Source organism: Fructobacillus papyriferae, from assembly GCF_018437225.1.
Lineage (GTDB): Bacteria > Bacillota > Bacilli > Lactobacillales > Lactobacillaceae > Fructobacillus > Fructobacillus papyriferae.
In genome coordinates this window covers 384,802-400,094 of sequence record NZ_JAAMFI010000001.1, presented here as the reverse complement: position 1 = coordinate 400,094, position 15,293 = coordinate 384,802, and the positions used below count along the sequence as shown (strand labels likewise).

Sequence of the window (15,293 nt, the reverse complement as noted above, 5' to 3'; positions counted from 1 at the left end):
ATGCACTGACCTGTTATCTGCCGACTCGTTGGTGGCGCGATGATAAAAGATTGAGTCAAGAAATTTTAAAAGGAGGTGCCGGCGAAAAATCGCCATACCAACAAACTGAATTTTCGAATACGAAAGAAGGAACCTCACGGTCATTCTGTGAAGGGCCTTCTTTTGTTGTGTTAAGATGATATTGTAATGATTTTAATTAAAATGTAGGCATGCAGAAATGAAGGAATAGCTTCTGTTTGCCGGAGGGATTAAAGATGGTTAATAAAGGGATAAATCGTTACCAGACATGGCGCTTGCCAGTCATTGCCAGCGCGGCTTTTTTTTCTGTTTTTGTACAACAATTAGAAGCGCAGGTTGGACATGCCGATAACAATCGTTTGGATACAAAATCTGATAAGCAAAACGTTCTGCTAAAAGGACGATTGCTGACGCTTGATCAAACAAAGAACAGCAGCACAGTAGCAAGCGAAAAGAGTTCGAACTATGAGCGGGAAGCTTCTGTACTTGGTGGTCAGTCGCCACTTATTCGTCAAGGCGGAAACGCGCAGTTATCTTCTGATGGAAATCGGATTAATTTGGCTGGAAAAACGGCTTATTCGCGCCCCGATTATGGTTTCTTTGGCCTTGAAGGCAAGTTAAACGACTATGCTAACGTGTCTCTTTTGCGTCTCAACATTCAAGATAATTATTCTGGTAACTTACAGCCGGATTTTCAAAAAGCCGTTGGTGATGACGGAAAGAAAACGATCAACGATTATCATGAAGCGACGAACACGTTGAGCTATGCAGCGGCCTTTCCCTATGCCCTGACAATCAAAAATGCCGATAGTGGGGGGTTCTTTTCCGGCTCTTATTTCGTTAAGTTTTTCGAAAATACACTTTCGGCTTTGTCTAGCTTATTTACGACAGGCAATGATCAAACGGATTTATATAATGAGTATAATTTAGGGGAATATGGCGCTTATATTCGCTTACAGACTCCAGATGGTGTTGATCCGAATGATTGGGTAAAGACGCTAAACCTGAATCAGACAAACTTTGGGTCAAAAACAGACATTAACGCGGTACAAGCATTGAGAGAAATGTTGAATAATTCGTCTTCGTTACGTCGTTCGGTGGCTCGTTCTTTGGGGGCTAATAACCGAACAAACGAATATTTAGCAGAAGAATTATTGCAAAATGTTCTGGTTCAAATCAACGGACACTACGGAACCAAATTGGTGCTCGATGACACCAAGAATATTGCTTTACCTCTGACGTTATCTGCAAAAGACGTCAAAATTAATACGGAAAAGGACCCCAATGGTCTTTACCTAATGGTTCGTGGTGCAGGGGCGACGGATTCAGCCAGTCCAACAGACCAAGCACGTTATGCCTTAGCCAAGTTTATTTTAAAGGCCATGAGTACAGGCGGAACGATCCCTGGTGGTGTGCTTGGTTACATGAACTTCAACATGAGCCAATATAGTGGTAATTTATCCACATCAGAGATTAATCAATATTACGGTGGAAATTCCCAGACGGCTAAAGAACAAGCGGTTGGGGCAGATGATTCGCCAAATAAAATTTTGACCAAAGGACAGCTGCCGCCAGCTAAAAATGGTCGATTTGAACTGAAGAGTAACGTGCTGGATACGGGGCAGTTGTTGTCAACACACAGCAAATCATATGGCAACAACGGGGATATTGGTGACGATCTGTCGATTCATGCAGATCAGATTGGCGCCAATGCCTTAAACTCGGCAAGTACGGCTACTTGGCGTGGCTATATTTCCTTAAATGATAACCAGCAAACATTGAATACGAAGTCGATTATCGGACATCCTGAAGAGTGGGAAGAAACACCGGGTAGCCGACGGGCCTTGAATGGTACGGATTTGGATCATCGGTCGGTCAGTTTCTCTGCTGGTCAAACTTTTTGGGCGAACAAAGATCGCTTTGACCGAGTGATTGACTACTTTGATCATACGGTTTTGCTTGACGCAAAAGGGGTTCACCCGACTGCTGACGTAAAAGACGTCAAACTTGTGAAATCGGTTGATCCAGACGGGAAAAAGACGGCACAATCAGACTTTGAGATCTATGACCGCCCCTTTACCGTTTATTATAGCGGCCAGATGACTCTTTCAGATGGCTCGGTGATTCCGCTTCGAAAAACGCAGATGACGGTTTTCCAATCTTCTGGTCATGCCGACTATTCTCTAATTCAAAAGGAAGAAGAGGCTTTCGAAAGCATCGAACGTCAGGCCGACAATGTACGCCATGTATTGGCTAATTTGAAGCCGAAGTTAACCGATGATGCTTTGTTGGATGATTATGATAAGATTTCAGCCATTGTTTCAGCGGCTAATGAGAACCTGTCGAAAGCGACTGGACAAACAGCGATCTCAAGCATAGAAGAAGATGCTTTGAACCAGTTGAACCAGCTTTTGTCAGAGGAATCGAAGGATAAAAACAAGACGGATGCCATGCTACTAGCCGCAAAGGAGCTAGGTAAGCAAGCCATCAACCAGAAGGCTTTGCAGGCTCAAAATCAGTTGTTGGCACAGGGCGATTCAGCAGCCAAGCAAAAAGCCAGTCAAGTTCAAAAAATTCAGGCTAAGGCCTTATCGGACCTCGATCAGGCGACGGATGCCGATGCAGCACAGCAGGTGACGAAGCAGGCGCTTTTGCAGATTGATGGCCTTTACCTTTCTGATTCACAATTGCAAGAGAGTTTGAATCAATTCAACGCCGCCGTTGCTGCTTCGAAAACACAATTTGAACAGACCGAGCACGCGAAGGATGGCGCCATTGAAGCTGCGGTATCCGCGCTCGAAAAGTTGAAAAATGATGGTGATCAAGCGCTTTCTGATGCAAAGAGCAATGAAGATAACGCAGCGATCTTGCAGCACTTATTGCAAGAAGTCAACCAAGTAAAAAAGCCAGAAATTGATCCGGCTTATCGTCCGGTCACAGCAGCTAAGAAAAAGAATGCAAAGGAAAGCATTCAAGCAGCTGTTTTGGCTAAAAAGAAGGCTTTTGAAAAAATTGATCATGTCGATGCCGAGTCCTTAAGCCAACAAGAGGCAATTCTCGATCAGATCAGCCAGCAGGCCAATGAGCAGTTCGATCAAGAGCAGTATCAAGGTGCTTTAGCTGATGACGTTGATCAATATCTGAAAAAGGTTCAAAACGTCGTTCAGCCAACCGTTCAGCTACCTTTCCAAGAGCCGAGTCAAGAAGATTTGACGGCCGCTCAGAATGCGTTGACAAAGGTTAAAGACGACCGTTTGGCTCAATTCAAGGCTGTTCAAAATGTTTCCAGTTATTCCTACGATAAGCAAGAAAATATCTTGACTAAACGCTTTCAGGTTGCCTATGATCAGCTTGGAAAACAGACGACAAAAGGCGATTTAGCCGCTTCATTGAAGGCTGGTCAAGCCGCCCTCCAAGCGATTGCCTTGCCAAAGGTTCAGGCAGCTTATCAGCCAGCCGATCCAAACGATGTCGCTGATGCAAAGACCATTTTGGCAAAGACCGAAGAAGCTCAAATAACGGCTTTCCAATCAATTGACGGAGTGAATAGTCAAAGTTTGTCGGCCCAGATAGAAGCTTTGAAGGGTGTTTTAAAAGCAACGGAAGAAAAGATTGATCAAGCAACGGATCGGCAAAGCCTCAACCAGTTGTTCCGCCAAGGGGTCATGGATTTGCTGAATGTCCAAAAGCCAACGGTTGACGAGGCAGAAAAAGCGAAGACTTCAGAAGACGAAAACCAGGCGGTAGCAAGTCTGAAAAAGGCCATTGATCAAAAGAAGCAGGACTTTGCTTCTATTTTGCATGTTGACCAAGACTCACTTTCAGAACAACAACAAGCGCTTATTGACATTCAATCAGATGCCAAAACGCAATTTGATCAAAGTCAGACGAAGGGTGATTTAAGTGCTCAACTTTCGGATGCTTTGGAATTGGTCAACGAAGTGGCAACGCCCGTCTTGCAATTTGATTATCAAAAAGCCAGTTCGGAAGCCTTGAATGCAGCTGGGCAGAGTCTACAAAAAGCCGGAGAGGCACGTAAGCAAAGCCTGGCTATCCAAGACGCTGATCAGAACTCTTTGGAAAAACAGCAGGGAATTGTTGCCAAGATCATTCAGGACTATCAAGGCAAGTTGACCGAATCGTTAACCAATCGAGACTTACAAACGCTTCTTCAAGAGGCGAATGAAAAACTGGCTAAGGTGGCGTTGCCAACCATTGTTTATGAAAAGCAAGCGGTTGATGAAGCAACGAAGAAAGCCAGTGATAAGCGCTTTGATTTCTTCTATCAAAAGCAGATCCAGAAAATGCAAGCCGTTGATCACGTGGATGTCGATTCGTTGAAACAACAAGAAGCGGCCTTAGCCCAAGTGAAGAAACAATACGAAACTGCTCGTGATCAGGCTCAAAACAAGGGAGAGCTGAACGAAGCGTTGAATCAAGCAACGGATGCCGTCCTTAAGATCAGCATGCCGGTTCAAGAAGAGAAGTACCAAGCAAAAACGGATAGTGATGTCCGTTTGGCCGAGCAGACCTTGGCCTTCGCACAAGGTCAGCGTGAAAAAGACTTTGCCATTGAAAACGTTGATGAGGATCAGTTGTCTCAGGCGAAGGAACAGTTGACAGCGATCTACCAAAAAATTGACCAACAATTGCAGCAAGCACAGACCAAAGGAGAAGTATCGGATCTGGTTCAAGAAGGATTGGCTGACTTTCAAAAGGTGCAGGCACCAACGGTTAAACCTGGCTACGAACCCGTGACGTCTGCAGATCAAAAGAGCGCAAATGATCAGTTAACCAAGCGTTATCAAGACTTGCTTGCGCAATTTAAGAATGTCAAACATGTGGATACCACTTCTCTTGACAAACAAAGTCAATTGCTGAAAAAAACGCTGGATGATGGTCAAGAGGCGTTGAAGCAACCAAAGATTCAAAAGGATTTGGCTGCTCAATTGGCTCATTTCTTACAAGCCTTAAACGATGTGGCCCAACCGGTGGTGCAGCGTGCTTATCGGATGAGTTCGCAAGCCAATAAAGACAATGCCAGTCAGCTGTTAGAAGACTATGAAAGCCAAAAAGAGATCGATTTTGGGCAAATTTTGAATGTTGATGCGAACTCGTTGAGCCAACAAAAAACGGCCTTGCAGGAAGCTTTGAAAAAGGGACAAGCCTTAGTTGGACAGGCTACGACGAATGCGGACTTTGATAGCCGTTATGAGCAAGCCATTGCTTTGCTGGATCAAGTAGCGACACCAAATATTGAAGAAAGTGCCCAAACGGCTGGTCAGAACGATCAAGAGGCCGCCAAAGGTCAATTAGAAAAAACGTACGAGGCGATGCTTTCGAACTTCAATCAGGTGGACAATGTCGATCAATCTTCTTATGATCAACAAAAAAGTGTGCTGGATGCCTTGCTTCATGATTGGCAACAGGCCTTGTCAAAAGAACAAAGCAAGCAATCGTTGGCGGATCAATTGCGTCAGGCTAAAACTGACCTGAACTCAGTGAGCCTGCCAAAGGTTGAAGCGGCCTATCGACCGGTTCAAGAAAATGATCTTACACAGGCCAAGCAGGCTTTGGATCAAGCCGTTTTGGATCAAGAAACACAGATGAAGCAAGTGGATCATGTTGATTCTCAGTCTCTAGAAAAGCAGCTCGGTGCGTTAGAGGCCCTGAAGACAAAGGGTGAAAACGCGCTCTCATCACAAAAGACACAAGGCGACCTGGCCGATCAGTTAACCGTCTTTTTGAATGATGTCTTGTCAGTCAATGAACCGGTTGTCGAGCACGCTTATCAGGAAGCTGATCAACAATATCAGCAGAATTACGAAGGCCTGTTAGCTCAAATCGGGCAAAAGCAGATCGAGGCCTTTGGAAAAATTGACAATGTTGAAAAGACTTCCTTGCAAGAGCAAACGGATCAGATCAACGCGTTGGTTAAAAAGGGACAATCGGCCATCAGAGCTGCCAAAACAAAGGGAGCGGTCGATTCGCTTTTCAGCGATTACCAAAAACAAATTAGTCACGTGGCAAAGCCTAATCTGGACGTTTCCCACCAAGAGATTAGTCAAGCTGATCGTGATAGTCAGGAAGCGGCTTTGGATGCCTATGGCCAGGCAATTAAGGACGCCATGGCAAAGATCGAACATGTTGATCCCGACTCATTAACCGCACAAGAAGCGGCTATCGATCAAGTGTTGAATGAAGCTAAGACAGCTATTGGTCAAACGAAGAACACTGGCGATCTAATGACAGTGACGGCATCATTTGCCAGTCAACTGAATGAGGTAGCACAGCCTTCTCTACTCTATGCCTACCAAACCGCCGATGATTCACAACTCAAGCAGGCTCAAAATAGTCTGGCGCAAACCTATCAAAGCAAGAAGCAGCTGCTTCAAAGCTTCAAGCAAACGGCCAATGAAAACTCCTACCAAGATCAATTAAAGCTTTTGGACGATCGCTATTCGGCCGCTCAGAAGGGACTTGTTGCCGGTTTGACCCATCAAGCGTTGGATCAGTTACTAAGCCAAGATCAAGCGAAGTTGTTGTCAGTGGCTAATCCCGATCAGATTTATGCCAAGCAAAATGCATCCGCAGATGACCGGGAAGCGGCTTTGACTGCCCTTCAGAATGCAGTTGACCAGAAAAAGGCCGCTATGGAAAGCATTCCCTTGGTCGATGCTCAGTCATTGAAACAGCAAGAAGGAGCGCTCACGGATCTTTTGGATCAGCAAGCTGGCGCTTTGAATGAAGAACAAAGCAAGGAAAGCCTATCCAACCGTGTCACTTCTGCGTTACTTGCCGTCTTCTCCTTGGCTAACCCGAGTCAACAAGTGGACCCACAAGCGGTTTCGAGTTCAGACATTGCGGGTATCAAAGCACAATTGACGAGTTTCGAGCAGGGAATTGAGTCTGATAATGCAGGAATCTTTGGCGTCGATCCGTTGTCTTTGAGGCAACAAGACACGACTTTGGAAAATCTTTTGCAAGAGAAACTTCAGGAACTCGATCAGGCTAAGACAAAGGATGAGTTGGAAAACCTTTATTACCAGGGTATGAAGTCATTGAATGCGGTGGACAAACCAACACTCATAAAGGACTACCAAAAGCCAAGCTCTGACTTTAGCCGCTTCGCCAAACAAGCCTTGGCCGATTTGGCCAGCCAGAAAATGGGGGCGTTGGACCATGTGGATGGTGCTGCTGCCGGATCGTTGAATAATCAACTTGACTTAGTTAAAAAGGCTTGGCAAAAAGCTAATTCAGCCTTAAGCCAAGCCAAGACGATGGCGGATCTCGCGTTAATCTTGCGATCGGGACAAGAAGCAATCAATCAAGTGGCGGATCCAGTACTTCGAAATGACGTGAATCCGATTAGCGATCAAGAACGCAAGGATGCAGAAAGTGATCTCTTCGGTGTCGGGCAAGATCGTAAGGATGATTTTAAAAACATTCAAAACGTGGATCCGAAAAGTTTAGCGGCCCAATCGGAAAAGATCGACTCGCTTGTTCAAACAGCGCTTAATGAATTAGCCAATGTGAAGAACAAAGCCGACTTAGCTTATCTGCGCATTCAGTTAGTCAAGCAGGTGATGGCCGTGCCTGAACCAAATGTTTTGGCGAGTCCATCGGATAAAAAGGCAGCTGATGAAAAGTTGAAAGAAGAAAAGGCTAAAAAAGAAGCGCAAATCGACCAGGATACTGGGGCTTCTGAAGCTAAAAAAGCAGCAGCCAAAGAAAAAGTGGACGAAGACTTTGACCGTTTTGATCAAGCTATCTGGCAGGCAGATACAAATGATGAGCTAAACCAAGCCTTACAGCAAGGAATTGATCAGATCGATGCGGTCTCGGTCGATGCATCAACACCTGAACAACCAAATCAGCCAGGACATTTTGACCGGTCTGGTGCGGGTCTTGGCAACGGCCAAATGGCTAATGATCGGGTGCCTGGTACACAGGCCAACCGCTTAGCGGAGAAAGTGAACCATCCGCTTGATCAAGAGAACCGAACTGATCGTTTAAAAGCCAATGCCAAGAAGGGTCAAAAGAACGAGAAAAAGAAGCAGGGAAAAGCAATTCAGAAAAGAGGAACGAAGGCTGCCAAGAAGACAGGCCAAATGGCTTGGTGGCAGAAGACGCTGCTCTCAACGTTTGCTTTGCTAGCGGTGATTTTCTTCCTTTTGTGGAAGCGTCGCCGTGATGACAAAAACGATTAACCGTTTTGAAAGAAGGGGTCAACCGCATGGTTGGCCCTTTTTACTAGGGTGATCCGGTAAAAGAAAATATTTTGCTTTCCTTTTGTTGAAAGTCTTTTACTTGTGATAGCCTTGTGCTATAATTTTCTTCTGATGAAAAAACAGAAAGGAGCCGCACGGAAAAATTTTTCCGTGCAACAATGCTTATGCCAGCAGTATTCATGCGGCGGGCCAAGGCTCGCGACATTGACGAAATTGTCGAGATTTTACAAACAGCCAAAGGTTTCCTGAAAGAACAGGGATTAGACCAATGGCAAGGGGACTATCCAAACGCGGATACCATCCAACAGGACTTGGACAAGCACCAAGCCTTTGTTTTGATGGTCGACGATCAGGTGGCAGGCTACGCCGCTGCCTTTGAAGGGGAAGACCCACTTTACACCGCCTTGGAAGATGGCTCTTGGCTGAAGGAAGGGCACGATTACGCCTCTCTTCACCGCGTGGCCATGTCGGATAAGTTCCGCGGCCAACGATTGACTCCACGTTTCATTACGGCCTTGATTTCATATTTCTATGCGCAAGGTGCCCGCGATTTCCGTATCGACACGCACCCAGGCAACTTGCCAATGCAAAAAGTCATTGCTAACAACGGCTTCGAACAACGTGGAACGGTCCACATGCAAGAGGCACCACACATTTCAACGGCTCGTTGGGCTTACCAATTGCTCATTCCAGATGTTGAATAAATAAAAAAAGTCGCTTGATAATCATCAAGCGGCTTTTGTTTTACAATTCTTTTTGTCGAGTGGCAACTTTATAAATTAACCAAGCGGCCAGGGCAAATTGCAGAACGAGTGTTGGAATGGTTAACAGGGGATCGGTAAGAAAATGCCAGGTATGTTCCTGTAAGCAAAGTTGGATGCTGGAAACTGTTTCAGTTATTGTGGTGACTAAACAGAAGCCTGCCAATAGCAAAGTTAATCCGGGCTTTTGTTGATATTCTTTCTTTCGCTTAATTGAAAGAAAGGCGATAAGTAAAAGTAGTAAGGTTGACGCGGACATCTTTTCTCCTAAGATCATTCTAAACAACTTGTATTTATAATAGCAAAGCGCTTTTATTCTTTCAAATACCCGCTGTCATCAATTCAACACCTGCCAAGCCAGCTGATGTGGCCCCTTATTGTCCTTATCCTTCACCCAAACAAAGAAGGTCAGTTCGAGATTTGGGATAAGTGCCAAAATCGCATCTACCAGTTCTTGGAAGTGCTTGGCGTAGCGCTTTTGCAAGGCGTCGACTAAGATTTTGGAGTCGGATTGGATTTCTAGGACTTGCTTTTCATCAAGCTGATCGTTGATTTGTTGAAGTCCCCATAACAACGCTTTGAATTCGGCTTCATGGTTATTTTGGCAAGGAGACAAGGGGCCGGCTAATGGTTTTTGAACCTTATCTTTAATGAAGACGATGCCGGCCGCGGCTTCATTGGTGGCCTGTCGAAAGGCGGCATCCGTTTGAATTTGGATCATTTAAAACTCCTTTTATTGTCAGTCTAACCATAACAGATCGAATCGGAAAATGGTAAAATAAGGAAGTGAAATTCTGCTGTAGGAGACGTCATGAAAAATTATAAAGTATATTACCAGCCAGCTTCGGATGGCTCGAAAACGGCTTGGTTGCTGACTTTTTGTCTCTTCATGATCAGCCCGATCTGGGCATCAGAGCTGTTTTATAACTTGAATGGCCTTTGGCTGTTGTATACAGTTGCCCTGGTCTTTTACCTGGCCTATCGATTATCCGCTCGTTATATCGTTTTGCGTGATAAGGTGATGTACCTGCACCAACTACGTTTTTGGCGCGTAGAGGAATACTCTTTTTCAAACGAAAAGGTTCATTTTTCATTTGAAAAGCGAACGCTTGTAATCGAACAAGACGGGCACAAACAACGCCGCCTTTTCATGACAAAAAAGGCTTGCCAGCAATTAAAGGAAGAACTCAATGGTTGAACCGATGCAATTAACAATTAAAGAGGGCGGCAAACGTCTTGATGCTTCCTTGGCAGAAGCTGGCCTACAAGAGTCACGCTCAACTTTGGCTGCTTGGATCAAAAATGGTCACGTGCTGGTTAACGATCGGCCTGTCAAAAGCTCTTACAAGGCAAAAGCGGGCGACAACGTCACGATTAGGGTTCCTGAGACCAAAGCAACAACCATTGAAGCCGAAAATATTCCGCTTGATATCGTTTACGAAGACGACGATCTTTTAGTCGTGAATAAGCCGCAGGGGATGGTCGTCCATCCCGCAGCTGGCCATGCGTCCAAAACTTTAGTCAATGCGTTGCTGTACCATGCGCCGCTTTCTTCGATTAACGGGGAATTTCGGCCAGGTATTGTCCATCGAATTGATCGTGACACCTCTGGTTTGCTTATGGTAGCCAAAAACGATCAGGCGCATCGCGCTTTGGCAGATGAGCTAAAAGCCCATAAAACAGAGCGCTACTATTATGCTTTGGTTAAGGGGAATTTTGCCGAAGACGACGGAACGGTTGATGCCCCAATTGCTAGGCACCCCAAGGATCGAAAAAAGCAGGCAGTTGTTTCCGGTGGGCGTGAGGCCTTGACGCATTTTGAAGTATTAGAACGATTTTCTGGTTACACGCTTTTAAAGTTAGCGTTGGAAACGGGTCGAACCCATCAGATCCGCGTACACATGCAATACATTGGGCATCCCGTGGTCGGCGATCCGACCTACGGTCATCAACAAAAAATAGCTGGAATTTCTTTAAAGGGACAGCTTTTACACGCTAAAACCTTGGTCTTGACTCAGCCGAAGACGGGTGAAAAGATGACCTTTGATTCGCCGCTCCCGAAAATTTTTGAAGAAGTTTTGTCCTCTTTGCGCGCCTTAGAAAGCAAGTAGGAGAAAAAGTGAAAGGAAAAAACATGGCAAATAAAATTGTATTAGATCAAGCTTCCATGCAACGCGCACTGACGCGTATCACCTATGAAATTCTAGAACACAACAAGGGTGGACAGAACCTGATTTTGGTGGGTGTGAAGACTCGCGGCGAATATTTGGCCCACCGTATTGCTGACCGATTGGAACAGCTGGAAGGGGCACAGATTCCGGTGATGGCAATCGATATTTCAGACTATCGAGATGACCGTCTGGGTCAACATACACAACTTGGTTTGGATAAGGAAGAGCAGGTGAACATTATCGACAAAAACATTGTCCTGGTTGACGATGTGCTCTTTACTGGACGGACGACCCGGGCCGCATTGGATGCTTTGATTCAGATCGGTCGGCCAAAGACCATTTCCTTGGCTGTTTTGATTGACCGTGGCCACCGTGAACTGCCGATTCGGGCAGACTTTGTTGGTAAAAATATTCCGACGGCCCAAAATGAAAAGATTCAGGTAAAGGTTAAGGAAATTGATGACGAAGACGAAGTGGAGATTGTACACTAGTTTGTCTTCATGACCTTTTGACGTGTTTGACAGGGGGCTTTGATGGAACGACATCTGATTTTAGAAGACGGAACGGTTTTTTCTGGCCAAGGCTTCGGTTCCTTAGCGACGACCTTTGGCGAAATTATCTTTGATACAGCGACCTCTGGTTACCAAGAAACGATTACGAATCCAATTTACGACGGGCAGATGATTGTTTTTGCTATGCCGGTGGTGGGTGCGGATGGTATTCATGCAGAGGCCTATGAGTCCATTAACCCCAAAATTCGTGGTGTCATCGTGCATGATTTGGCGGAGGTTTCAACCAACCGGCAACGGCGGATGAACCTTGACCGTTTTTTAAAGCAACACAACATTCCAGGGATTTATGAGGTGGATACGCGAAAGCTCATTCGCCATTTGCGCGAAACCGGTTCGCAGAAGGCAACGATCGTTGATGTGGTTGATGACCATGCCCGTGATCAGCTTCAAGCAACGGTGTTAACCAACAAACAAGTACAAAACACCGCCACTAGCAAAGCGTATTCCAATCCTGGTCGTGGTTTTCACATCATTGTGATTGATTTTGGTTTGAAAAATGGTATTTTGCGGGTGCTTGGGGAATATGACGCGAACGTGACGGTCTTGCCCTACACGACTTCGGTAGAAGAGGTGCTAACACTTGATCCAGATGGTATTATTCTCTCAACTGGACCTGGAAACCCCGAGGACCTGCCGGAGTCAGTGTTAACCCTGATTCATGTTTTGCAGACCAAAGTTCCGATGCTAGGGATTGGCTTAGGTCACGAGCTATTTGCTTTGGCTAACAATTCTGAACTAACGACCTTACCGGCCGAATACCACGGGATGAACCATCCAATCCAAGAAATCATTTCGCAAGAAATTCTTTATGCTCGGCAAGGTCGTGGCTATGTGGTCAACCCGGAGCAGTTAGACACGAAAAAGCTTTTTGTCACGCACCGGGATCTGGTGGACAACTCAATTCAGGGTCTTCGTCACCGGGAATATCCTGCCTTTTCGGTGCAATTCTTCCCAGATGGGGCACCCGGACCACTTGAAGCCAAACGAATTTTTGCGGACTTTTTCGAAACGGTAGTTGATTATGTACAAAAAAACAACTAAAAATCAGCATCAACGCCTTCTTTTTTTGGGGGCTGGTGAGACTGATTTTGGCATGCAGGGTGAAAATGATGCAGCCATTTACCAGGTGTTACCAATTCTTGAAAAACAGGGCTACCAGCTTTTTTTGGTCGATGACAACCCTTATTCGCTAGCCTTAGAGTCTGGTCAGGCGCAAACGATTGTGGCGACGTTAACGGTTCAAAACGTCAAGGCGATTATTAAAGAACAGCAGATCGATGGTGTTTTTCCAGGCTTTGCTGGAGACCGAGGATTGCGGCTTTGGCAGCAGGTGATGGCCGAATGGCGTGAAGAAGATGGGCCAAGGCCCGTTGGCTTAGGCATTCCAGATTCGACGGTTGACTTGATGAATGACTCAGCTGCTTTGTTTGACCGACTGTCTCTTTCAGGATTGGCTATGCCTCAGGCGACGATTGTTCGTAGCCAAGCTGAGGCTAACGAACTCCTGCGTGACTTGGAACTGCCACTTTTAGTTCGAGCCCATCACCCGGCCCAGGCGACCACACGTAAAATCGTCAAACGTCTAGACGATTTTGAAAATGCCGTCGATCAGGTCATCGAACAGTCGTTGACCAAAGAAGTCGTGATTTCAAAGGCGATTAACGGTTTAAAGGAAGTTTCTCTCTTGGTCCTACGTGATGCGGCCGGGAACTGCTTGCAGATCGGGGCATCAGAGGATATGGATCCGGTCGGCATTCACACGAGTGATTCTTTGACCGTCGCGCCGACCTTGACGATTTCTGATCAGGTCTTGCAGGAGATGCGGACGCAGGCCTTTCAGGTGGCTAACTTACTGAACATTCAAGGACCAGTCCACGTCCAATTGGCCTTAGATGAAAAAACGGGCCGGCTCTACATCATTAAGGTCTCGCCATACCTGGATTATTTGTCGAACCGAATGGCATTGTTGACGGGGTATCCGGTCATGTTAGTGGCAGCCCAGCTGGCGACGGGACGCTTAATCCAAGAAATTGAGTTGCCAGATTCATATCATGAAAAAACAGCGATGATGGAACCGGTGATGGACCACATTGTGGTTAAATTACCCGTCTTCTCCTTTGGTGATTTGAAAGCATCTGGTGTACGTGTGAACCGGCAGTTGAATTCCATTCAAAAGTCGGTTGGGTCCGCTTTGGGATTTGGTCGGACATTCATCGAGGCCATGGAAAAGGCAATTCGAGCGGCGCATTTTAACAACCGCTCTTTTTCACCTAAGTACATGAAGAAACTCTCTGATGATGAGATGATTCAGCAGTTGATTCACCCGCATGACAATCGGGTACTTTTGCTTCTGGAAGCCTTGCGGCGGGGGTATGAAATCGATGAGTTGGCTGAATTGACCAAAATTGATGGTTTTTACTTCTATCAATTAAAGCAGCTCTTAGCAATTGAAGCCCATATTCTAGACGGTGAACCAAGTCGCCAATTACTAAATAAGGCGAAGTCATCCGGCCTTTCGGATGGTTTACTGGCTCGTTTTTGGGATAGTGACTTTCAGGCAATTCGCGAACTGGCCAAGCAAGCGGGAGTTGTGCCAACGTATAAGGCTCTCGAACCTTCGGCTGGTGAATTTCCAGAAAATGCGCACCAATTTTTCGCCACATTCGAAGAGGAAAACGAGTCGGTGCCGGTCTCGAATAAGACGATTTTGGTCATTGGGCCCGGGGCCTTTCGAATGGGGGATGGCGCTTCTGCCGGCTATGTGACGGCCGTTGTCTTATCTGAGCTGCGTGCGCTTGGCTACAAGACGGTGATTATGAATAACAACGCTTCCGATGCTTCCTTGTTGCCACATTTATCAGACAAGCAATATCTGGAGCCCCTGGAAGTTTCAGACGTCATGTCGGTTGTTGACCAGGAACAACCGGAAGCCATTGTTGTGCCAGGTAATCGGCGCAAGCTGATCGAAGCGTTGACAGCGCTTGGTCAGAAGGTGATTGTTTTGCCAAAAGAAAAGCACCAACCGATGGGACCAGAAGAAGGTGAATCCGAGTTTGCCTTAAACATCTTTTATGATGGGGCACGGGCTTTTCCATTGGTTTTGACCCAGCATCAATCAGGCGAGATTCGCTTGATCGATCAAGATGAGTCGCAAGTCGATTTGTCAGGGATTCGTCTGCCATATTCTGGCGTGTACCAATTGATTTGGCGGGAGAAGACAAGAAAATGGTTGGACCAGGTAAGGCTACCTGACTTTGGTTCAGACACTTGGCTTCGCCCAATGCCTTATGGTCAAATTGCCTTTTTGTCCAAGATTTTGCAATTATCTTTGATTCGGTTGGTCGTTCGTTCTTGGAAGGGCGGCTTGGACGAGGATGATCTGGATGCCTTGGTGGCACACATGCCTGCCTTGCGTGGTGCGGACTTTGCCATGGTGTCTAACCGTACGGACTTTGATTTACATTTGAAGCCCGATCAGCCAGTTGACTCAACCCGTTATGAAATGGGTGCCAAGATCATGCGCCTGATGGAGGATTGAAA

9 protein-coding genes are annotated in these 15,293 nt (G+C 46.1%); 7 read left to right on the top strand and 2 right to left on the bottom strand.

Going from position 1 to position 15,293, the window contains the following annotated elements:
- Positions 1–254: 254 nt before the first annotated feature.
- Positions 255–8,228 (top strand): DUF1542 domain-containing protein, encoded by a 7,974-nt coding sequence (locus tag G6R27_RS01960; protein WP_213819403.1) that lies wholly within the window; start codon positions 255–257, stop codon positions 8,226–8,228.
- 185 nt (positions 8,229–8,413) lie between these two features.
- Positions 8,414–8,953 carry a GNAT family N-acetyltransferase gene (locus tag G6R27_RS01955; RefSeq protein WP_230791129.1) on the top strand — a complete coding sequence of 180 codons (540 nt, stop codon included), beginning with the start codon at positions 8,414–8,416 and terminating at the stop codon, positions 8,951–8,953.
- Positions 8,954–8,993: 40 nt separating this feature from the next.
- Here G6R27_RS01955 and G6R27_RS01950 read toward each other — a convergent pair whose 3' ends face one another.
- Positions 8,994–9,269 (bottom strand): hypothetical protein, encoded by a 276-nt coding sequence (locus tag G6R27_RS01950; RefSeq protein WP_213819402.1) that lies wholly within the window; start codon positions 9,267–9,269, stop codon positions 8,994–8,996.
- Positions 9,270–9,347: 78 nt separating this feature from the next.
- Positions 9,348–9,731, bottom strand: coding sequence for a ribonuclease HI family protein (locus tag G6R27_RS01945; protein ID WP_213819401.1), 384 nt, complete (start codon positions 9,729–9,731; stop codon positions 9,348–9,350).
- Between the two features lie 90 nt (positions 9,732–9,821).
- Here G6R27_RS01945 and G6R27_RS01940 point away from each other — a divergent pair, with 90 nt between their 5' ends.
- From G6R27_RS01940 to G6R27_RS01920, 5 genes are read left to right on the top strand one after another with little or no spacing between them, the layout of a single operon-like run.
- Positions 9,822–10,208, top strand: a complete 387-nt coding sequence (locus G6R27_RS01940; RefSeq protein ID WP_213819400.1) for an EbsA family protein — start codon at positions 9,822–9,824, stop codon at positions 10,206–10,208.
- Entirely contained in the window at positions 10,201–11,121 is a 921-nt protein-coding gene (locus G6R27_RS01935; protein ID WP_213819399.1) for an RluA family pseudouridine synthase, read from the top strand. The genes G6R27_RS01940 and G6R27_RS01935 overlap by 8 nt, the downstream gene beginning before the upstream one ends.
- Before the next feature lie 23 nt (positions 11,122–11,144).
- Entirely contained in the window at positions 11,145–11,672 is a 528-nt protein-coding gene (pyrR, locus tag G6R27_RS01930; protein ID WP_213819398.1) for a bifunctional pyr operon transcriptional regulator/uracil phosphoribosyltransferase PyrR, read from the top strand.
- A 42-nt stretch (positions 11,673–11,714) separates the two neighbouring features.
- The gene (locus G6R27_RS01925; RefSeq protein ID WP_213819397.1) at positions 11,715–12,794 is read left to right on the top strand and encodes a carbamoyl phosphate synthase small subunit; all 1,080 of its coding nucleotides are present in this window, start codon (positions 11,715–11,717) and stop codon (positions 12,792–12,794) included.
- The gene (locus tag G6R27_RS01920) at positions 12,775–15,291 is read left to right on the top strand and encodes a carbamoyl phosphate synthase preATP-grasp domain-containing protein (protein WP_213819396.1); all 2,517 of its coding nucleotides are present in this window, start codon (positions 12,775–12,777) and stop codon (positions 15,289–15,291) included. Before G6R27_RS01925 ends, G6R27_RS01920 begins: the two co-directional genes overlap by 20 nt.
- Positions 15,292–15,293 lie beyond the last annotated feature (2 nt).